The following is a 23,275-nucleotide window of genomic DNA, read 5'->3' on the forward strand; positions in this document are numbered from 1 at the left end:
CTGGATTTAATGGTTACTGTTTAATTCGGATTATGACTGTTTCGTAAAAAGCTGTATGGCCTTTTCCATGTCCTTATGTTCGTTATAGAGCGCCATGATGGTTTCGTTTTCGGCCCCATCGGTTAAATAGGCTGCATAAACCTCTTTGGGTACTTCCAATCTGAATATGTTGCTTTCCTTTCCGATCTTGATGAACATTTCGGTATACCTTCGGGATCCCGTGAGGTTGTTCCTAATAGATTTTAACTGGTTCAGGTCATGGCTGGAGAGGTTTAACCGATTTTTTAGTTCCCCATACCCTTTTTCATTGTTAAGGCTATAGATGACCTGGGTGTTTTCTAATATGCTTGCGGAGGTGGAATTGTTTGGCAATTGGTTAATCGATTGAAGGATGATCCCTATGGACCCGTTTTGTTTTCGGATGGCCTGATAATAGAACTCTACACTCTCAAGGACATTCTCAAACTTGAGCTGTTTGGCGAACTCATCGAATAGGATAATGCCCTTTTCTGAGCGGTTTTTCCAGATAGTCTGTTGGATGGCAGATTTTATCAGCTTCAACATCACCGAGAGGATTTCCTTATTGTCCCTTACTTCGTCTAGTTCAAAAACGATCAATCTCTTATCTTCAATTTTATAGGTTTGGTCCTCACTGACCTCGAAAAGAAAACTGTACAGTCCATTCCCTACATATTCTGACATGATGTGCAAGAAGGCCGGGATGTTGAAATATTCTGATTGTATTTTAAGGTTGGTTAACAGCGTTTTTTGATGCAGTTCAATAAATTGGTAAAAACTATCCAAGGAATGTTCTTCACCGACATGTTGATAGTAGTATCGAAGTATTTTCTTAATGGAGACGGACTGTTCTTTACTAGCTTTTTGGTACGAAGCCAAAAGTTCAAAAAGAAAAATAGATAGGTCCTCTAAGCGGTCTGGACTTAGGTCTTCTTGGGAATTAATATAAAAAGGATTGATGCCAAGACTCTTGCCATTTTCATATCTCAATACGGTATAGTGCCCAGGATATAACCGTGCAAATTTGGTGTAGGATCCTCCAAGGTCGATAATGACTAGGCGAACCCCGTTTTCAAAATATTGTCGAAGTATGTTGTTCGCCAAGAATGATTTGCCTTCTCCGGTAGGGGCGAAAATGGCAAAATTTCGGGCCTTAATGCGCTTTTTATTTACATCCCAGACATCTTTTAAGACAGGGATATTATGTACCCGGTCATTAAAAATGATTCCTGTTGCATCGGATTTGTAGTTGCTGTTATTTATAGTAAGGCATAGGGCATGCTTTAAGTCGGTCACGTAAAGGTCTAGGTTTGAAAAATTGGAGGAAAAACAGAAATAGCTGTTTAGAATATAGTTTTTACGTTCCTCGCCCCTAGGGTAGTAAGGGGATATATCGAGCTCCTTAAGCTCGGTCCTTATTTTAGAGCCTATTTCTTCTAGGTGTTTTTTCTCTCTATCCCAATAGATGATGTTTAAATGTCCCCTGATAATTCGGGAACTGTCATCACTATTGATCTGCTGTAAGATGTGCTGGACCTTGGTAAGGGTTACCTTGTTTTGGGAGCCAAAATTAGAGCTTTTGCTCAGTTCCTCTATTTTTTTGTCCAGGATTTTACGCCATTTATGTTTGTCATCCAGATAAATGATTTGATTTACGAAATGGTTTTCGTTCAAGGTAAGACCAATACCATCTATAAATCCCTGATGGAAAACAAAATCGTCCGAGGTAAATTGTGCATTGGTCTTACTGCTCTGGACACTTTCCCCAAAACACAGCTCGCTATTTATGGCCAATACATCAAAATAGTTATCTCCGATGCTAACCTTCGATCTTTCTAAAAGGATGTCGGTATCGAAATCCTCATTGAAACCATTAAAGTAATTATCGGTAACCATTAGGATTTCCTTGGAGTGCAATGGTTTAAAAATTAATTTACGGCTATTGTTGAGAAAAGATACGGCATCGCTTACACAAGCGATAAAATTTTTTACCTGGTGGTCCGCGTCGATATGAATCTCTTTGGGCACCTTTCGAAATGGGTTTACATATTTGGCATTGTTCAACGTTTTATTTTTGGAAAGGATGAAAAATAAGAAGCACCGATGCTCCATATACTCGCGACCTTTGAAATGTTGATGCGTTGCCTTTTCCAAAAAACTACTATTGGGCAACTTTTCGGAGGAGTACTTTTTTTTGATATAAACGTCCTGTTTATGGATAACCATTCCTGTGGGCAGCGATTTTATGGCCTGAAACCAGGTTCCATGGATATCCTCAAAATCCTTTTCTGAAAGGGAATAGATTTCCGGTAACAATCCCTCATAACACAATACCAGATTGCCATTATTGGCAAAAACCAAATTTGATTGGATATCCGCAATGGGATGACAGGCAAAAAGATCAATCTTTTCCATAGGTAAGGGATGTTGATTTTTTATTACTGATAATTTTTGAAAATACCCTCTTTAACAGGAATGGATATTGGGTATTTGTTATCCTGGTCAAGGCTATATATATGATTGCATTGAATATTAATAAACTTAGGATTACGGTGAGGCTGAAGGAGAATATAATAACCATTAATGAACCGATTATTGAAAGTATCTGTAGGGCGAAAAATGATATGGGCAAGCCGAAGATCAGCGCTCTTTTCCGAATGTTTCTGTATACCTCAAATTTTTTCATCAGTTAGTGTTTATTAGGGTTCAGCTTTAATTTGTCATTACACATCTCGGTCGGAATCAAGATTTGGTTGATTCATTTTATTAGACTACAATTCCTATTAAGTAGGTGAAGATGCCAACTACAGCGCCAGCAATAAGGACAAAGACCAATACCCGGGTGATACCCTTTTTTAGATCTGCGTTTTCTCCAAAAAAATGTCCGGCGTTGAACAAGAACCCTATAAGGAAAATGACTCCAAGGATAATTGGAAAGATGGTTCTGATGGTGTCGGAAACATCGTTAACAGAGTCTTCTATGCCCCCAATTTGAGCGAAAGACGGTGCCGTTGCCAAGAGGGACAGTAAAAGTGATTTACTAAATTTTTTCATGACTATGTGGTTTTTCAAGCCGGCTCATAAGTAAGGGGAAGGACGACTTATGGATTATTGTTTATTGAATTTCTAAAGGATTGGCTAGAATGATGGGAATCGAATAAAATTTAACATTTTAAAGTGTTAAAAATTAATGTATTGGAGGTGAATTGGGTAAATCGATGAATATTGTGCAACACGCATTAAATATTTACCGAGTTATGAAGCGATTTTGGATAGTTTGTTTTGGGTTTGGATTATTCCTTGGTATTAGACCCGGTTTGGCACAACAGCACAAGTCACCTTTAATCATCTTGGATCCAGGACATGGGGGAATAGACTCAGGGGCAATTGGCGTAAATGGGATCATGGAAAAGGATGTTGTTCTTGCGGTAGGGGAGGAAGTCCTCCGTTTAAATAAGGAGTTATATGGCAACCAATTGGAAATTTATTTAACCAGGTATTCTGATACTTTAATTTCCTTAGGCGATCGGACCAAACTGGCAAAAGCTTTGGGTCCAAGTGTTTTTGTTTCTATCCATTGCAATCAAGCAATTAGGAAAAAGGCACAAGGTGTTGAAGTCTATATACAGCATCCTCACATTAAAATGGATCCGAAGCTTCTAATAGAATCGGAAGACTTGGCACGAACAATTTTATTGGAGTTCGATAATGCCCTAGGCTTTAAAATAAGAGGAAGGAAGTATGCCAATTTTCAAGTTTTGAGGGAAACCCAATTTACATGCCCAGCCGTTCTTCTAGAACTTGGATTTTTGTCCAATTCAGAAGAAGCTATGCACAGTATGAAAAAATCGAGTATTTCAGGGTATGCCATGGCTATACTTCAAACTTTGATAGAGGTTGTTGGTAAGTCTTAGGAAGGCAAATATTATAATCAAATCTTGTTTGTTCTTTAAGAGGCATAGCTTTCTTTGTTTTGAGAAAAAAGACCCCAAGATTTCTATATTTTGGAGTTAAGTAAAACTTTGGAAAACTCCCGTTATTGGATTTTTAATGCTTCTAATATGTAAATTCTAGCAAAAATCCTCCTTTCTGTTTGTGGTTAATCCGTAAAACATCGCTTTCGGATATTAGAATCAAGTGTTTTTATTGAATTACAGCTTCTCCATAATTCTAAAAAGTTTTAAACTTAAACAGCTTAGTTTTTAATGTTTTGAATGATATGTCATGGTCCTTTTAGAGAGAGATGGCCAGGATAGTTAAACTAACAAACACTTAATATTCGCTTAATGCCATACTATTAGCAGTCCTAAGATAAAAAAAATGAAAATTCATATAGGGTAAATTCTATTTTATACGTACCTAATGTTAATAGGTATATTGATCAAATTGAATATAAAAATAATTAGAGCAGATCAGGCTGTGAAAGATGAGATTTAAACGGCATGATGTTTTTTTTAGTTGTAAAATATTTTGAAGATGATAAGATGCAACTTAAAAATAAAAACAATAAAGCTTTAAGATGATGCTGAAAAAATACTAAATAATATATATGAAAATTATAAAATTTGTTTTGTTTTGTTTTGTTTTCGTTTTTTTTGTTAGTTGTCAAAAAGAAAAGAAGTTTGGTATGCCTAATACTTTTGATGAACCTATAGATCCATCACCAATTAAAGATGAAAATTGGGATGCGGTTCCAAATGGATTGCAAGCTTCAGTAACATCAACCAACATCCGATTTGTAAAAAGTGTGATTCCTAAATTAGAGCAGAAAACAACTTGGACGGGTGATGCTTGGAAGGGGGAGCGTATTTCTAGTCAATTGGTTTTATGGAGTAATGATTCCATTAATCTTGTTACAACTGAAATTTCAGATTTTAAATCAGATACAGGACAGACCTTACCCTCTAGTATTGCTAAGGCACGTTTCGTGAAATATGTAATTACAGATGAGTTTGCTGGAGGTTGTGGTTACAGAAAACCGGAGGACTTTGCATCTTCTCTGGCTGCCGACGCCTTAGATGATGTGAGTTCGTATGCTGTAAAAGAAAGAGAAACCAGACCATTATGGATTACCATTGATGTCCCTAGCGATGCTGAATCTGGAACTTATAAAAGTACAGTAACCATTAATATTGAAGGGCAGAAATCAAAAACCTTTGAATTCACCCTGAATGTTATTGATATGATTCTCCCGCCAGGAGTCGAATGGGATTTTCATTTAGACTTATGGCAAAATCCATATGCTGTTGCTCGTTTTCATAATGTTGAACCTTGGTCGAAAGAGCATTGGGACTTGTTGAAGCCTTTGATGAAACGATTGGCAGATGCAGGTCAAAAAGTTATCACTGTATCGCTTAACAAACGTCCATGGGGCGGACAAACTTTTGACCAATTTGAAGCTATGGTCGATTGGAGAAAGAAAGCTAATGGGACTTGGGAGTACGATTTTTCCATATTTGATAACTGGGTAGATTTTATGATGGATCTTGGAGTTAAAAAACAAATAAGTTGTTATTCCATGGTGCCTTGGGGTAACGAATTTTATTATTTTGATGAAGCTAAAAATAAGGAAATAAAGATTAAAGCGGCTCCAGGAACAAAAGAATATGAGGAGTTATGGGTTCCTTTTTTAACCGAGTTTAAAAAACATTTGGTTGATAAAGGCTGGAATAACATTACGAGAATTTCAATGGATGAGCGTGGTCCGGAAGAAATGAAAGCCATGTTGACATTGCTTGATCAACACGCACCGGAATTTGGGGTGTCATTTGCTGATAATCATAAAAGTTACAAGTTGTACCCCGATGAACTAAAGGATATGTCGGTCGCTTTTGGTCACCCTGTTGATCACGAAGACTTATTGAAAAGAAGAGCTAATGACTTTATAAGTACACACTATGTATGTTGTTCAGATGGATTTCCAAATACCTTCACTTTCTCACCCCCTGTGGAAGGTGTGTTTATTGGTTGGTACACAATGGCTGCAGATTTTGATGGTTTTTTGCGTTGGGCCTATAACAGTTGGGTAGAAAACCCTTTGCAGGATTCCCGCTTTAGAGCTTGGCCTGCGGGAGATACTTATATTGTGTATCCAGACAATAGAAGCTCAATTCGATTTGAATCCTTGCATGACGGTATTGAAGATGCCGAAAAAATCAGAATACTAAGAAAGGTGTTAAAAGACAAGAACATGCTTGATGATCTAGACTATTTGAATATGGTGGTTGCTCAATTTAATATTACAACTAGTCCTGAAGATGGAGTAGAAGCTATGATTGAAAATGGTAAAAACGTATTAAATAGTTTAGCTGAAAAATTAGAGAAACACTAAAACAACACTAATAATTAGGGGTATAATTCTAGACATTAGCATAGGGATCTTAATAGTGATACATAAATTAGAAATATAAAATTACTCAAATAAGTATTTATTCTTTTGTAAATATTTTTAAGACCAATAAATATTGTAATTAAACGTCCAATTAAGTAAAATAGAACTGGAGTTAATATAATTTTATAGTTATATACTTGTATTGGTACTACTTAGATTTTTGTGGATAAGCAATCAATCTTGAAATTCAATAAATATTGTATGTAATAAGGAAAAAAAACTTACTTATTAAAGCATAAATTATTTCGTAGTGATACTGTTTATAATATATATTATAGAGTATATGGTGGTTGGTAATGAACTATTGTAATTGTTGATTAATTATATTTGGACTGGCTTTACATAAAAATATTCAGATAAATGTTTCAAGCAGTTCCCAAAACCATATTTTTAAATCCTGCAGGAGGAAAACACGAATTAATCATTCTTTTATGTAGTTGAAAACCGTAAAAAAATAACACTAATGAACCAAAAACTAATATGACTGACCATTATTTAATAATTGAAAAATTTGCTCTACAACAGGTGATTGTGCTGGTTTTTTTAACGTTCCAATAATATTAACAATTCAAAAAATTGTTATACTACTATGAACTGGTATCAGTTACTCCTTCAAAGCTGTTTATATATGTGAATTTATAACTCATTTTAAAGGGTGGGTCCATCTATTTTATTTTCGATTATTAGACTGTGTACAATGTAGAGTTATATGAAGATTTGGGAAGTATCAAAATTTCTTGTAAAGTAAATAACCTGATTCATGAGCTTTTAACTTAGGGAACTATATTGGTCTTTAATAAAGTGATTAAATTTTCAGTTGTCGTGGTGGATGCTATCGGACTTTAATCTTTTAATTCAAATTTAAAGAGGGGATACTAGCATAAAGAACTAGAAAAAAAATTGAAAGTAGATAAAAATATTTGAGCGTGTATTTAGGAGTTACAGATCTAAAATAAATAATTGTTGCAATTTATTTTTTGCGTCAAAGATTTAGAGGTTAAAGGAATCATAGTATTAGTTTTCAATGCAATTGATATGGTGGCGCTTTTCTATTTTAGTCTTAAATATGAAAATTAGTGATGTAGCAGGAAGTTGAATAATATTATGTTTTATTCTTGTTTTTCGTGGAAGTAAGACAGCATTTTTTATTAAACTTTAAAATTATTGTAAGAATAATGTCCCATATGTCAATTTTTTCAACCTGTCTTGAATATTTTGCGACTCTATTTAAATATTAGTTATTGTAAAACTTTCATGATTTTTAATATGAACTTAAATAAGTGATTTTCAAAGTGCTATGGTGTCAAAATCAATATTTAAAGATTAATAAATATGGATGTAATAAATTTAAATTCGGAGGAGCAAAGGTTTAAATCCTTTAAAAAGGGAGATAAACTCGCATTTGAATACTACTTTTCCTTTTTTTATGGACGGATTACAGGTTTTTGCATTCAGTTTTTGGGTGATCAAGACAAAGCTCAAAGTGTTGCACAGGAGGCCTTTATAAAGCTATGGTTAAATAGGGGCAAGGTTGAGAAAGTTAGTGGCATAAAATCTTTTTTGTATACAGCTGCTAAAACCCAATGCTTGGATATTTTAAGACATCAATCGGTAACTTCTAAATACCGGAATTTGAAACTACACGAGAAAGAAATTAATTTGAATGTTGAAATATTAAAGGCTATGAATTTTGATGAAGTTTCCTTTCAGGAATTAGAAGCACTAGTTGATAAAACAATTTCAAAATTGCCGCCACAATGTAGGACTGTATTTCTTCTGAGTCGCTTTGAGTCCAAGAAGAACAGGGAAATAGCAAATGAGTTAAATATATCGATTAAGGCTGTAGAAGGTAATATAACGCGAGCCCTAAAAATTTTCAGAATAGAACTTTCTAGCTACCTCATATTTATACTTTTTATCATAAGCAGTTTTTTATTGTAACATTTAATTAAGTACTGGGATTTATCTACATTATCTTAAAGTAATTTGGATACACTTCCTTTATAAATTGTGAAAATGATTTCCATTTACAAATTTTAGGCATTCTAAAATGTATTTCAGTCAATTTTAACCAAACACCTACCCACTTCTGTGATTTAGGAGTTTGTTTTATTTCTTATTAATACTGTATAAGAAAAGTAACAATAATTTGTATTTCTAATTTTATAACAATTTCTCAAGTATTACAGTAAGAATAAACTACGCCTCACCAGAATATTAAATAATTTAATAATATCACATAGGGTATATTTAAACTAATACGTACCTAAAGTGTAACATATTTATATGAATCAGTCAGCTATTGTGAAGTATTTATCAGGAGAAGCATCGGAAGATGAAGTTGAAGCATTATTTGAATGGATAAATTCTGATCCATTAAATGAGAGAATGTATATAGATCTCATAAAGGTATGGGCAATGACTTCAGAATCTAATGAGAATAAAACACAGGCATGGCAATCAATCCAAAAGTCTATAGATAAGCGTGAAAAAAGAGTGAATCGTCACCTATTAAAGTACGCTGCGGTATTTATTGGGATTTTGTGCGGTACATATTTTTATGTGACTCACAATACCATTGAAAACAGTCCTATACAAAACTCTCAGGACTCAATTACACTAGATATTGGAAATGGACAATTGGAATTGATCGATGCTTCTGATGATAAGGTTATAGTAGGTAATAATGGTCAGGTTATTGGTATGCAGAAAGGTGATACTTTAAATTATGCTGTTAAAACAAACATAAATCACACAATAACTGATGCAAACTCCAAGGCGGAAGACTTAGTCTATAATGAAATTAAGGTGCCTTATGGTAAAACGTTCCAAGTTTTACTTTCAGACGGTACCTATGTTTATTTAAATGCAGGAAGTACTTTTAAGTTTCCGGTAAATTTTATTTTGGGTTTAGAAAGAAAAGTGTTTTTAAGTGGAGAAGGATTTTTTGAAGTGGCAAAGGATAAGGACCCCTTTATTGTTAATGCCAATAATGCTAACATTAGGGCATTGGGAACTGCATTTAACGTGAGTGCTTACCCTGAAGAAAAAGATGTTAGTACTGTTTTGGTTGAGGGGTCGGTGGGTATTTACCATAATAAAGAGCAGTTTTCAAAGGAACATTCAACTGTTTTAGTGCCAAATCATATGGCAATATGGAACAAGGAGAAAAAGGGCGTTATTGTAAAAGCTGTTGATGCGGAAATGTACACCGCTTGGGTGTCAGGAAGATTGGTTTTTCGAAATACCCCCTTTAAAGTCATACGCAAAAAATTGGAAAGGCATTACAACATTCAAATTATAAATAACAACCGACTACTTGATGAGAAAATCTATAATGCTGTCTTTGATATTGAGACGATAAGAGAGGTTATGCAAACTTTGGATGAAAGCTTCAGAATTAAATATACAATCGAGAACAATAAATTAATTATTGAATAACCTTAAAACCAACGAAATGAAGAACTGAAAAGAAATGAGTATCGACCATGAAACTGTTTAATTTTTAAGAAACCGGGAAACGCTTGCAACATTCCCCGGAAAATTAAATAGTTAAAAACCTAAATTTTTAACCAAAAAAATCAAACAAAGGTATGAAAAAACTATTAAAACAGGAGTGCCATCCTATTGGTATTCCTAAATTCAACTTAAAGGTGAAACTAACTACATTTTTATTTTTGCTTGTATTGATGCAGAGTCAAGCAAATTCATATTCGCAAAATACCAAAATATCCCTGAACCTCAATGATGTTACTATTCAAAGTGTTCTGGATGAAATTGAATCTAAAACAGAATTTAAATTTTTTGTAGATACCGATATTATTGATCTATCGAAAAAAGTTTCTGTAACTGAAAAGGAAAAGCGAATTTCTAGCGTTTTGGAAAAATTATTTAAAGGTACCAATATTGTTTTTAAGGTTGTTGGGAAACAAATTGTTTTAAAGCCTGATTCTTCAAAAAGAAATACTCCTCAAATACCAAATAATTCCAAAACCGAAATAGAATTGCCACAGAAAACTATTTCTGGTACGGTAACGGATGAAGAAAATATTCCATTATCTGGGGCTTCGATTGTCATTAAGGGTAGTACGACCGGTGTAGCTGCCGATTTTGATGGGAATTTTAATATTCAGGCATCAATGGGTGATATCCTTGTGGTATCTTATATTGGTTATAACTCAAAGGAGATAACAGTAACGGATCAAACTGAATTGACCGTGGTTCTTACAGCTTCTAACGAATTAGAAGAAGTCGTCGTGGTAGGTTATGGATCTAAAAAGAAAATTAACCTTACAGGTGCTGTTGAAACAGCCACTGCAAAAGAAATTGTTGAAAATAAAGGGATTTCCAACCTCGGTGAGGCGCTACAAGGCCGTCTTTCAGGTTTGAATGTTAATTTTGGTGATGGTGCTATAGATTCTAAACCTTCTTTTAATATTCGTGGTATTACTACAATTGGTGGAGGTGGTGCACCCTTGATTTTGGTAGATAATATACCCGTAGATTCAGATATATTAGTTCAAATGAATCCAGAAGATATTGCGAGTATCAGTGTTTTAAAAGATGCATCTGCATCTGCTATATATGGTGGTAGAGCGTCATTTGGGGTGATATTAGTAACTACCAAAACAGGGAAAAATGAGAAAATCAAGGTAACTTTAAATACTACTACAAGAATATCTACTCAATCTCATTTTCCTGATTTTGTTGATACACCAACACATATGAAGTTAAGAACCATAGCAGAAACTGCTGCTGGAGATTCTCAATTTTTCCAAAATGATTGGATTGCTGCTGCTGAAGCCTATCATAATGACCCATTTAATAATCCTGTAGACGAAGTTGTAAACCCGGTATACGATGCTAATGGTAACCTTATTTCTGGAGATTATCGTTTTTACGGAACTACAAATTTTATGGAAGAAACCTTTAAAAAATCCATGATACAGTCAAAATATGATGTTAGTGTTTCTGGAGGTACAGAAAAAATGTCTTTATATGGGTCTTTTGGTTTTGTTAAAGATGAAGGGGCATTTAGATATGGTAATGATAATCTTAGGATTTTTAATGTTAGGTTAAATAGTACAACTAAAGTTAACGATTGGTTAGAGGTAGATACCAGAATGGCTTATGTTAAACGTAAATATGATTCACCTTTAGTTGGTTTTAACTGGGTTTACAACAAGACATATTTTCAAAGAACTTACTTTCCGTTGGTAAATAGAGGATTAAATCTTCCTACAAATCATGCCATAGCAACATTGAATGCCGGAGAAAGAGATTTATATGAAGATGACGATATAACTATTAGTTTAAAAACCAGTGTGGAATTGGCTAAAAATTTGAATGTAGTAACAACACTTACATCTCATTCTTTAGCGGGGCTTAATCAAGACTTTGAAAAAATCACACCTATTGCGGATAATGGTGCTTATCATTTTCCTATAGATGTCATATGGTATCCAAACGGTACTAGATCATCTGCATATAGAAGAACAAGATCAGAGAGGCGTTTTTTAGTTGATGTCTATGGAAACTATAGTAAAACATTCAGTGATAAGCATAATGTATTAGCTACTATTGGTTATAATCAAGAACAATATCTTAGTGAATTTTATAACATTAGAAAATATAATTTAATTACGGAAAGTGTACCAGCTCCTGATTTAACTTTGGTAAATGAGCTTTCAGATATTGATTCAAATCATGGTGCTTCAAATTGGGCTATTCGTGGCGGTTTTTATAGAGTTAATTATGATTACGATGGCAAATATTTATTAGAGTTTAGTGGTCGTTACGATGGTACATCTCGATTTAAAAAAGGAAATAGGTTTGGGTTCTTTCCTTCAGGATCTTTAGGATGGAGAGTTTCTAAAGAAAAATTTATGGATGGTACCGACGAATGGTTAAGTGATCTTAAACTTAAAGTGTCTTATGGTAGTATTGGTAATCAAGATGGTGGTGGAACTTACCCATACATCTCCACTTTAAGTATTGGAGAATCAAGTAACATTTTAGGGACTATAAGACCTACCACTGTTGGTTTACCTAGTGTTGTAGATCCTTTTATTACATGGGAGGAGGTTAGCTCTTCAAATTATGGAGTAGATGCAGCATTTTTAAAAAACAAACTCGAAGCTGGATTTGATTATTATATACGAACTACTGAAGGTATGCGAGTAGCAGGAGATCCATTACCAGGTATTTTTGGGTCCGGGGCTCCAGACAGAAATGCAGCCAATTTAGAAACTAAAGGCTGGGAAGCAAGATTAAGTTGGAGAGACAAAATAAAAGAATTTAACTATGGTGTAAACCTTAATGTATGGGATTCTAGAGCACATATCACTAAGTTTGATAACAACCCAACCAATAGTCTTGGTGGAGCTTGGTATGTAGGTGAGGAGTTTGGTGAAATTTGGGGCTATGAAACCGAAGGGTTCTTCAATACGGCAGCTGAAGCTGCTGAAGCTGAAGCTGGTGGTGCGCATGATCAATCAGATTTTGGATCTAACTGGAAAGCTGGAGATATTAAGTATAGAGATTTAGATGGCGATGGTAAAGTTGATGATGGAGAAGGTCTTGTAGGAGATTCTGGTGATAGAAAAATTATTGGAAATAGATCGGCGCGTTATAATTATGGAATTACGCTTAATGGATCATATAAAGGTTTCGGATTTGAAGCTTTTTTTCAAGGAGTAGGTAAAAGAGATTATAACCCTACAGGGGATGGATCTATTTTCTATCCATTTGTAAGTCGTTGGGATAATATACAAAAGCATCAGGTTGGGCGTTCTTGGACTCAAGATAATCCTAATGCGTACTTCCCACAACTAGAAACAGGTACGCGTAACTATGCGACACAAACAAAGTATTTACAGGATGCATCCTATATAAGGTTAAAAAGCTTAAGTATATCCTATGCTTTACCATCAGATGTACTGGATAAATTACCGATTAGCAATCTAGTGCTTTCGCTAAATGGTCGTAATTTATGGGAAGAACATAGTTTACCAGAACCATATGATCCTGAAAATTTGGGCAATCCATTTGGGGCGCCACTTAGAAGATCATATTCCTTAGGTGTAAAAGTTAATTTCTAAATTAAAAAGATGAGAAAAATATATAAATACGTTTTACTAGTTATAGGGGGATTAACTATAACAGCCTGTGATGACGATTACTTAGAGCGCTACCCGTTGGACGATATTACTAATGAAACATTTTGGAATTCAGAAAACGATCTTAGAGCCTATGCCTCTGGTTTATATGGTATTTTTGGATCTGGCCAACATATTTGGGGAGATAACAACAGTGATAACAATGCTCCAGAAAGTTTTAATACGGTTGCTGCTGGTTTACATACCGCAGATAATGGTACATGGAGTTGGAGTTTTTTAAGAAGCTGTAATTTCTTTTTAGAAAATTATGATAAAAACCCCAATCTTGATCAAAGTGTTAAAGATAAATATAAAGGTGAGGTTTTATTAGCCCGCGCTATGTTTACAGCTGCAAGAGTAAAAAGGTATGGAGATATTCCTTTTACCACTAAAGTTTTAACAACAGGCGATGTAGATGAGCTTTATGGTCCTAGAATGCCTAGGAATGAAGTAATGGCGCAAGTACTTGCAGATTTAAAAGAAGCTGTTGCATTAATTCCAACCAAAGAATCAGAAGCAGGTCGTTTAACAAAAGGGGCTGCTCAAGGTTTTATGGCAAGAATTTGTTTGCATGAAGGAACCTTTAGGAAATACCATGGTTTGGAAAATGCCGAGGAGTTCTTACAAGCTGCGGCAGATGCCGCAAAAGGAGCCATGGATAGTGGCCAATATGCACTCTATTCTACTGGTGATCCTTCAGTAGATTATGCAAATATGTTTACACAACTTAGTCTTGTAGGGAACCCGGAAGCAGTTTTTTATGCACAATATATCCCAGATGTACGCGGTCATAACTTTATTAGGTACATACCAGAATCAACTAAAAATGGTATGACAAAAGATATGGTTGAAGATTATTTATGTACAGATGGAAAACCAATAGGATTAAGTACCCTTTATCAAGGTGATGATGATTTTGAAGCACTTTTTGAAGATAGAGATCCTAGAATGTCGCAAACCCTTCTTCCTAAATCTGAAAACTATTTTGTGGAAAATGATGGAGATGAAACGGAGCCTCGTATTGCTGGATTAGCACTGGGGAATGGGTCTGCAACAACGACAGGATATCATATGATTAAATATTATGCGCCAGATGAGGTGGCAAAATATGATAAAGCAGAAACAGATTTACCAATCTTAAGATACGCTGAGATTTTATTAGTTTATGCAGAAGCTATGGCAGAATTAGGTTTAGCAGATCAATCGGTAATTGATGAGTCAATTAATTTAATAAGAGCTAGAGCGGGTATGCCAGGCATGCTGATTGCAGATCTTGAACGTGATCCAGATAGCGATATGGTTCCTAGTGCAGGGTATGGGGTAGATGTACCGGTTTTAATCGAAGAAATTAGAAGAGAAAGGCGTATAGAATTGGCAGCTGAAAACTTCCGTTATGATGATTTAATGCGTTGGAAAGCTGGTAATTTCTTAGAAAAAAGAGTTTTAGGAGCAAAATGGGATGCTTTAAAAGATTTTAAAGAACCATCTGGTGAACCATTATATGATGCTTCAGATGATGCTGCTGTTTTACTTAATGAAGATGGGTATATATATCCTTACAAAAACACCTTACCAGGTGGTAGAGTGTTTAATGAGAATAAGCATTATTACTTTAGTATTCCTAGAGAGGAAATAATACTTAATCCAGCTTTAACCCAAAACCCAGGTTGGGAATAAATAATTTTAAATTAAAAATTATGAAAAATAATATTTATATTAAAATAATGGCTCTAATGCTGTTTGTAGTGTTAGGAAGTTGCGATCAGGACGATACTACTGTTCAGTTGAAAATACCAGATGGAATTACAGAAGTGGTTTCTATTTATCATGATAATCCTAAAACAGGATTACCTTATACAGGAGCAGAACTTGCTGCACTTAGATATGACCCTGGAAGTATTGAAGAATATTATGAAGACCACCCTGTAGTATTTGGTTTTGCTAGTTCTAAATTACCAATGCGTGTTGAGTTTTTTGATGTTAATGGCGATTTAATTACAACGTATGCGGGAGCAGATTTAGAATTAATTGATGGTGAGTATAGAACACCAGAATATTCAACTACAATTCCAGATCTTGGTGTTGACCTTTTTAGCGTCACAAGTTTTTCATATAAAGCGTATTATGATAATAAAGACAAGGATTTTGAAGGCATTACGGTTTTAAATAAAAGGTTTTCAATAAAGCACACTAAGTTTATTGACCCAAACTCCTTTATCGATACGTTTGTATATCTACAAAAAAGTTCAGGAGAGACTGTTCCATTAAGACTTGCTACCGAAGACGTTACATCAAGAGTTAAAGATGTTGCATACCAGCATATCGTTGAGTTTAATGGATCTTCAAATCAAGTTGAAGTTGAGGATGATTTGGGCGATATAGAATTTATAAAAAACAGTAATTTCTCTGTAGGTTTTTGGGTAAATACCACATCTACAGGTGATGACCCAGTTATTGTGGGTAATAAGGACTGGGGAAGCGGAAGTAATGCTGGTTTTCTTTTTGCCCTTACAGGTGGTACAATAAGAATGAATGCTGGAGATAGTACTAATCGGATAGATATTAATGGACCAGCTATAAATGATGGTGAATGGCATTATTTAGCATGTACTTTTGATACGGCTGGAGATGCAATATTATATTCCGATGGTGTTGAGGTAGATCGTGCTAGTATCGCTGGTTTTGGAAATATGACACATGATTATCCAATACGAATTGCGCAAGATGGAACAGGATCATATGGACTTTGGTATGAAGGTAAAGTTGGGCAAGTTTTAATACATGACTGGGTTTTAACTCCAGATGAGGTCGCAAGTTTATCTTCTAAAGATACAGGTGTTTACTTAAGAACTGATGTTGAAAGTGTTGTAAACTTACCAGTAACTAACCATGGTGATGCTCCTAAAGCAATAAACGACGGTAGAATTACTTACGATTTTCAAGGTGGTACTTATGTAGAAATATTAGATGACCTAGCGTTTAGAGGTGAGGAAGACTATTCTTTTACTTTCTGGACTAACTATTCAAGTATGGCTAGTGACCCTTGCTTTATGGGAGATAAAGATTGGGGAAGTGGAGTAAATGTAGGTTTCTGTATTTATTACGGTGGTGGAAATATCCGATTTAACTCTGCTGGAGATGGTGGAGGTAGAGTAGATAACCAATCAGCTGATTATAGTGATGGCCAATGGCATAAAGTAGTATGTGTAGTGAATAGAACAGAAGGAACGCAATCTCTATATGTAGATGGTGTTTTAGGGGAGACTCTTGATATTTCTACACAAGGTAATAGAAATAGTGGAATGCCTTGGAACATCGGTAATGAAGGTACTGGTAGTTATAATAATTTTATAGGTAAAATTGCTGAAACCGTTATTTATAACTATGCATTATCGCCAGAACAAGTAGATGCACTATTTAATTAGTAAATAAGGTTTGAATAAATTTTAACTTAATTTAAGAAAGTGGTTTTTAGAAATAACAACCACTTTCTTTTTTTATATAATTGTCTCTAAACAATGTAAACGATTAAACCAATTATAGTAACATCTAGTATTATTACTAGTATAAATGAAATATAAATTATAAAAAAATGAAAAATCATCACACGATTTTTATTATTCTATTAATGCTTTTATCATGCAGTAAAAATGAAGCTCATACCCCAGATACAAATCCTAATCCAGACAAGGGAGAACCTCCCATTTTGGAGACTAAGACTAAAGTTCTATTAATTGGCTTTGATGGTATTCGAGCAGGTGTTTTTCAACTTTTAATAAAAATAGGGAAGTTACCTAACATGGAAAAATTGATAAATAAAGGAGTCTATTTTCCTAAAGTTACAACGTCCGGTTTAACTGGAAGTTGGGGAGGTTGGTCTGATATATTAAGAGGAGTGCATTGGGGGCAAAATGTAGACCCAGATCCAAATATTACTGAATTTATTGCTTATCCCGATTTGTTTTCAAGATTAGAAGCCTATGACAATAACCTAAATACACTATCATTTATTACTTGGAGTATTATAATCTGTACTTGAAACATATAAAATAAATCTTTTTATAAAAGGGCCTTAAATACATCGTAAACATAAGTCTACTTTATTTTCATATGTGTTTTATTTGATTTTTTGTCATTAGAGGCCAAAGCAATTCCTTGGAACAAATTGCTCCGTTATAGAATTTTCACAAATTGGATTGTGCTTTATGCCAGTGTTTTTATAGGTTAATTCTATCTTTTTAGCGATACGTGATTTATAAAAGTAAAAAGGATAAGAAAATTGTAAATTTTCATATTCGTGCTTCCAAAGGGTATCGCAACCCTTTTTTGCGACAAGTGTTTGTGCTTATCCAGTTATCGACTCAATTTCATACACAGGTTTGATATCCTAGTAAAAAAAACGAGCACTATGTTATCTTTAGGCCACAGGGGTCAACCTTACGTTAAACCCTAGTTTTCTCAAGTGACCCACTGTTTTTTGAACTTCTTTTTGTTTGCGCTTTTGGTCAGCTTTCGCGATCTGCAACAATGGCTCTTTATAGGCCTCTTATTCTTAAGAATAAAATACGTTGCTACGATGATCTTATGGCTGACCGCCATTAAGGCTTTTTTACTGCCTTTTCGAACCAGTAGCTTTTGGTAAAACCGCTTTAGGTAGCCCTGTTTCCGACGGGTAGCTCCCCAGTCCGCTTCCACTAATGCGGATTGGAGGTGCTTGTTCCCGTGGATGACCCTAGTGCTCGTTTTTTTTACCTGCGCTCTCATTACTTCCAGGGCTTACCCCGGACCAACTTGCCAAATGGTGCTGGTTGGGAAAACGTTCCATATCCACACCGATCTCACTGACTATGGTCAAGGCCGTGTCTTTTCCCACCCCGTCTATGGTCTGCAATAAATCCAGCTCCAACTGGTACTGGGCAGCGATCAAATCTATTTGCCTGTCCAGTTTAGTGATAAGTTTCTCATTCTCTGCTATGGTCTCGCGGATCATCTTTAGCATAAACCGGTGATGGGGCGTGATACGTCCGGTCAATGCCTCGGCCATTTCCTCTCGAGGGGTCTTTACACGGCCGTGCACGTGGGTCAACAAGTGGGCAACATCCTCCTTGCCTTCAATGATATCATCGATAATCTTAGAGGCACTTACTCCTTTTACATCACTTACCACACTGCTCAATTTGATATTGCAATCCTCTAGGACTTTTATAATACGATTGGTCTCAGAGGCCACAAACTGGACCTTTTTCTTTTTATAGCGCATCAAATCCCGTAATTCCCGGATCTCTTTGGGAGGTATGAAGCTACCTTTCAATAACCCGCTCAACAAGAGTTTGCTAAGCCAAGCACTGTCTTTCTTATCCGTCTTGTGCCCAGGGACGTTCTTGACATGCCGGGCATTGACCAGGATAATCTCAAAATATTCCTCCGGAATATTAAAAACCGGTTTCCAATAGATCCCGGTACTTTCCATGGCAACATGGGATACTCCCTCTTCCCTGCACCAATCACGTAACTCTGTCAAAGAACTTGTATAGGCAGTAAACTGCCGGGTCTCAAAATCTTTGCTGCTCCTTCTAATGGTAGCAACAATAACATCCTTGTGAACATCTATTCCGCATCCCACGGAAATAAGTTGCTCAAAGTCAATTGCTTTCATATTCGACAAGTGTTTAATTCCTAACCTAAATTTAAGAAAAAAACTCATCGGTGTTTGCGTGTGTTAAATCATGGGTATTTCATAGAATTTATCTGATTTTTCCAATTTTGTTTTGAATGGGAGGGGTGAAGTTAAAATGAAGTGAGTAAGCCTAGTTGTTTAAGCCATATATAACATTAGTAATATTTATACCTTGTACTTTTCTTGACATTACGAAAATTAATACTGGTAATGTTATTATACCCAAAGGGTAATAACACTAATAATAAAAACCTAATTGATTTTTTTAAAATATCCTAAAATTCATATAGGGTTATTTTCCTTTAACTCGTACCTATTGTAGGAGAGAAGTATATGGCTATTTAGTATGGTTAATATATGCTAGCGTAGTCTACCGGTTTAGAAAGTAGAATTTAATATAAGAAAGTAATTAGTTGGTTCAGTTAGTTTAATTTAAAAGTCCGCTTCCCCATTGTGGGTGAAGATGGACTTTTTTCAACCGACAATCAGCATGTTGCGTCCTTTTTCTTTTAGAGCCGATAATCTATTAGGAGAAAGTATATAATAGACAATAAAAAAAAACAATAATAAATCACAAAATAAAGAATTAAGTAAACTATTTAAAAGAAAATACATGAAGATTAAATTGTTGATTGTAAGTATCCTATTTTTAGGTATAAACTTTTTAAGTTACGGCCAATTAAAAGGTAAAGTTTTTTTTGACAACAACGATAATGGCAAAAAGGAAGTCTCTGAGAAAGGAGTGCAAAATGCAGTGATTTCTGATGGCTATCACGTAGTACGGACCGACAAAAATGGAAATTATCAACTACCGGGATGGGAAAAACAACGATTTATAACGATTTATCCAAGTGGCGATTTTAAATCGGAGAAGAGGTTTATTCCCATTACAGGTAAATCAAAATCATATGATTTTCTAGTTGAGCCTAAGATAAAGAAAGAAGAGGTGAAATTCGTCCAGATCTCCGATACCGAAACCTATGAATATGGAGATTGGGTAGATAATCTAAAGAAATACGTAAAGGTCCATAAACCAGATTTTATTGTGCATACCGGGGATATCTGTTATAGGGCGGGTATGGAATGGCATGCAGATAACTTAACAGAAAAAGATTTAGGTGTTCCGGTTTATTATTGCCTTGGTAATCATGACTTAGTAAAAGGTGATTATGGGGAGCAGTTTTTTGAGGAAAAATTTGGACCTGCTTGGTACGCCTTTGAGGAGGGCAACACTTTATTTGTCATTACCCCTATGATGGGTGGTGACTTTCCCCCTGGCTTTAATCATGAGGATATTGGCGGTTGGCTTCAAAATTTAATGAAGGCTTACGATAAAAATCAGCCTAAAATGTTTTTTAACCATGATCTGTTGACGGACGGTGATAGTTTTGTTTTTAAGAAGAACAAGAGGGAATCCATAGTTCTGGACGATTACAATTTAAAAGCGTGGTTATATGGGCATTGGCATATTAATATGGTGAAAACCCACGAAAAATCTGGGGTAGTATCCTATAGTACCGCTACTCTGGCCAAGGGGGGAATAGACCACTCGCCGTCAAGTTTTAGAGTAATTGATGTGGATAAAAATGGCAATCCCAAATCCGAGTTGATTTGGAGTCATCTGGAAAGGGAAATCGAAATTGTAAGTCCACAAAATAATCAGCTAAGATTAAATGAAGATGGGAATATTGAGATATCCGTTAATGTGTACGATAGCGGATCTGCTATAGATAGTGTCCGATATAGTGTATGGGGCAAGGACGAATTTAACTGGGATAACCTACTTTACAAATCAAAATTTAAGTTGATGACCAAAACTTCCGATTGGAATTGGAGGGCAACTTATTCCCCAAACGATGGAAGGGACTTTGAGTTGGTCGTAGATGCCTATTTGCAAAGTGGTGAAGTACTACATAGAAAGCAAAATTTTAGTATAGATGACAAAAAAGTTAGCGGTACATCTAATGGTGAATGGTTTAATATGGCAGGGAATAAGGAGCATCACCCTGTGGTAGATATAAAGCAGCATGCTCCCTATACCATGGAATGGACGGCTAATGTAGGTAGCAATATCTTTATGAGTTCACCGGTAATTATGGGTAATTACGTATTAACAGCAGGATTTGATGATAGTAATGCGGAGAACAGCTTTATTGTTTGTTGGGATGCTACCTCTGGCAAGGAACTATGGCGGTATAAGACCAAAAACGGCATCAAGAATCAGATGGTCATCGCTCAAGAAAAAGTGATAGCTACCGATATGATTGGCCATACCTATGCCATAGATATCGCTTCTGGAGAATTGGCTTGGGAGAAAGATTTAAAATATAACAGAGCTCCTGGGTTTATTACTGGTTTGGTTACTGACGGGAAAATTGTATACACTGGATTTTCCGAATCACTTTCCGCTTTGGACGTAGATACTGGAAAAGTTTTATGGCGGAATACTGCTTGGAGTGGAGGGGAGGGTACTACACCCACAATGACCATTGCAGATGATGTGCTTATTGCATCACGTCATTGGGGTGCTATATATGCCCACAATAGGTTTACGGGAGAATTATTATGGTCCAGAAGTGATGAAGGTCTTCGTTTTAGGGATGGTGTTTTGAGTTATAAGGATAAATCTCTTTGGGTTGCCGAACGCGACAAGTTTCATCAACTAGATCTAAAAACAGGGAAAACGGTCCATAGTTTTATAACTGGGATGCAGCATACGGGAACTTCGGCGCCTATATTATTGCAAGACAATGCTATCCTCTCCGGGTCTCATCCAGGTATTACCTCGTTCGACTTAAAGACGGGAACCAAAAATTGGGAGTTTCAAGTAGATCCTGCCTTATTTTATACTCCTTCCTATTTTTCAGATCAGCAACAGAGTGTAGAAACCACGCCTATACTGGTAGGAGAGAACCTGATTTTTGGCGCAATGGACGGTAAAATATATGTGGTACGGGCTGATACTGGCCAACTAGTATGGAAAACCTCTTTAGGAGCCCCGGTGATTACCTCGGCGGCAATTGTCGCAGATGGATTTTTTATATGTGACTTTGCCGGAAATATTTACTTTTTTAAAGCAGACCAAATATGAAAAGAATTTTTAAAAATTTACTAGGCTTGTTTTTCCTATTACAGGGAATCTCAAATTTTGCTCAAACCAATACCCAACTTAAAAAGGGGCAGAATTCAAAGGAAAAACCCACTACGGTTTTTTTTATTGGTGTAGATGGTTTGAGTGTTGACGGACTAACAAAAGCCAACACGCCTACTATGGATATGTTTATAAAAATGGGAGCTAGTTCCCTAAAAGCACGAGGTGTTATGCCAACTAGTAGTGGTCCAAATTGGGGTTCCATGCTTTTAGGGGCAGGCCCAGAACAGCATGGAATCACTAGTAACGGGTGGCGTGTTAACGATTATAGTATTGAAGCTACTATTAAAGATGGGGATGGATTTTTCCCTTCGGTTTTCGATATTATTGAAAAAGAGGATCCAAAAGCTAAACTAGGGGTATTTCATGAATGGGGAACCATTAAAGATTTATTCAATAATAAATCATTGCACCATATTGAAAAAACCAGTGATATGGATGAATCCTTGGATAAAGCCTTTGCGTATTTTAAAGAGGAACGTCCCAAATTTGTGTTTGTCCATTTAGATGCTGTTGACGGTGCCGGTCATACATTCGGTCACGGTTCAAAGGAGTATTATTATGAGATTGAACTTATTGATAAAGCTATAGGAGTCTTTTTTGAAAAACTCCAGGCCTTTAACAAAGAAGAAGGTACTGCTGTAAATATATTGGTAACGTCAGACCACGGTGGTGTTGGCACCAGCCACGGTGGTAGTACTATGGAAGAAATAATCATTCCATGGATGTTAATTGGCCCAAATGTGAAAAGAGGGCATACCATTGAGCAACCGATTAATACCTATGATACGCCTGCAACGATTTTACGGCTGTTGGATGCAGATAAACACATTCCAATACAATGGACAGGAAAACCTGTCCTAGAAGCTTTTAAAAACTAA

Annotated in this window: 13 protein-coding genes; 10 read left to right on the forward strand and 3 right to left on the reverse strand. The window is 35.6% G+C overall.

The genetic code is table 11. The annotated features are described in order from the left end of the window. Positions 1-30: 30 nt before the first annotated feature. Complete coding sequence (locus tag HCG49_RS12830; RefSeq protein ID WP_168469932.1) at positions 31-2,433, reverse strand: TraG family conjugative transposon ATPase; 2,403 nt, start codon at positions 2,431-2,433, stop codon at positions 31-33. A 351-nt stretch (positions 2,434-2,784) separates the two neighbouring features. Then, positions 2,785-3,072, reverse strand: coding sequence for a hypothetical protein (locus HCG49_RS12835; protein ID WP_168469933.1), 288 nt, complete (start codon positions 3,070-3,072; stop codon positions 2,785-2,787). A 203-nt stretch (positions 3,073-3,275) separates the two neighbouring features. Here HCG49_RS12835 and HCG49_RS12840 point away from each other — a divergent pair, with 203 nt between their 5' ends. From HCG49_RS12840 to HCG49_RS12875, 8 genes are all read left to right on the forward strand, one after another. After that, positions 3,276-3,932: an N-acetylmuramoyl-L-alanine amidase gene (locus HCG49_RS12840; protein ID WP_168469934.1), complete on the forward strand. Its 657-nt coding sequence runs from the start codon at positions 3,276-3,278 to the stop codon at positions 3,930-3,932. A gap of 635 nt (positions 3,933-4,567) precedes the next feature. Continuing rightward, complete coding sequence (locus tag HCG49_RS12845; RefSeq protein WP_168469935.1) at positions 4,568-6,349, forward strand: DUF4091 domain-containing protein; 1,782 nt, start codon at positions 4,568-4,570, stop codon at positions 6,347-6,349. 1,392 nt (positions 6,350-7,741) lie between these two features. Then, entirely contained in the window at positions 7,742-8,350 is a 609-nt protein-coding gene (locus HCG49_RS12850; protein WP_168469936.1) for an RNA polymerase sigma-70 factor, read from the forward strand. A 345-nt stretch (positions 8,351-8,695) separates the two neighbouring features. Beyond that, positions 8,696-9,850 carry a FecR family protein gene (locus HCG49_RS12855; RefSeq protein ID WP_168469937.1) on the forward strand — a complete coding sequence of 385 codons (1,155 nt, stop codon included), beginning with the start codon at positions 8,696-8,698 and terminating at the stop codon, positions 9,848-9,850. A gap of 152 nt (positions 9,851-10,002) precedes the next feature. Further along, entirely contained in the window at positions 10,003-13,509 is a 3,507-nt protein-coding gene (locus tag HCG49_RS12860; protein WP_168469938.1) for a TonB-dependent receptor, read from the forward strand. A gap of 9 nt (positions 13,510-13,518) precedes the next feature. Beyond that, positions 13,519-15,243, forward strand: coding sequence for a RagB/SusD family nutrient uptake outer membrane protein (locus tag HCG49_RS12865; protein WP_168469939.1), 1,725 nt, complete (start codon positions 13,519-13,521; stop codon positions 15,241-15,243). A gap of 20 nt (positions 15,244-15,263) precedes the next feature. After that, positions 15,264-16,991 carry a LamG domain-containing protein gene (locus HCG49_RS12870; RefSeq protein WP_168469940.1) on the forward strand — a complete coding sequence of 576 codons (1,728 nt, stop codon included), beginning with the start codon at positions 15,264-15,266 and terminating at the stop codon, positions 16,989-16,991. Positions 16,992-17,158: 167 nt separating this feature from the next. Beyond that, positions 17,159-17,605, forward strand: a complete 447-nt coding sequence (locus tag HCG49_RS12875) for an alkaline phosphatase family protein (RefSeq protein WP_168469941.1) — start codon at positions 17,159-17,161, stop codon at positions 17,603-17,605. A 693-nt stretch (positions 17,606-18,298) separates the two neighbouring features. Here the strand turns inward: HCG49_RS12875 and HCG49_RS12880 are convergent. Continuing rightward, the gene (locus HCG49_RS12880) at positions 18,299-19,222 is read right to left on the reverse strand and encodes an IS110 family transposase (RefSeq protein ID WP_168469942.1); all 924 of its coding nucleotides are present in this window, start codon (positions 19,220-19,222) and stop codon (positions 18,299-18,301) included. 634 nt (positions 19,223-19,856) lie between these two features. Between HCG49_RS12880 and HCG49_RS12885 the strand changes: the two genes are divergently transcribed. Both HCG49_RS12885 and HCG49_RS12890 read left to right on the forward strand, forming a co-directional pair. After that, positions 19,857-22,334: a PQQ-binding-like beta-propeller repeat protein gene (locus tag HCG49_RS12885; RefSeq protein ID WP_168469943.1), complete on the forward strand. Its 2,478-nt coding sequence runs from the start codon at positions 19,857-19,859 to the stop codon at positions 22,332-22,334. Further along, entirely contained in the window at positions 22,331-23,275 is a 945-nt protein-coding gene (locus HCG49_RS12890; protein ID WP_168469944.1) for an alkaline phosphatase family protein, read from the forward strand. Before HCG49_RS12885 ends, HCG49_RS12890 begins: the two co-directional genes overlap by 4 nt.

The sequence above is a fragment of the Arenibacter sp. 6A1 genome (assembly GCF_012272855.1).
Taxonomy (GTDB): Bacteria; Bacteroidota; Bacteroidia; order Flavobacteriales; family Flavobacteriaceae; genus Arenibacter.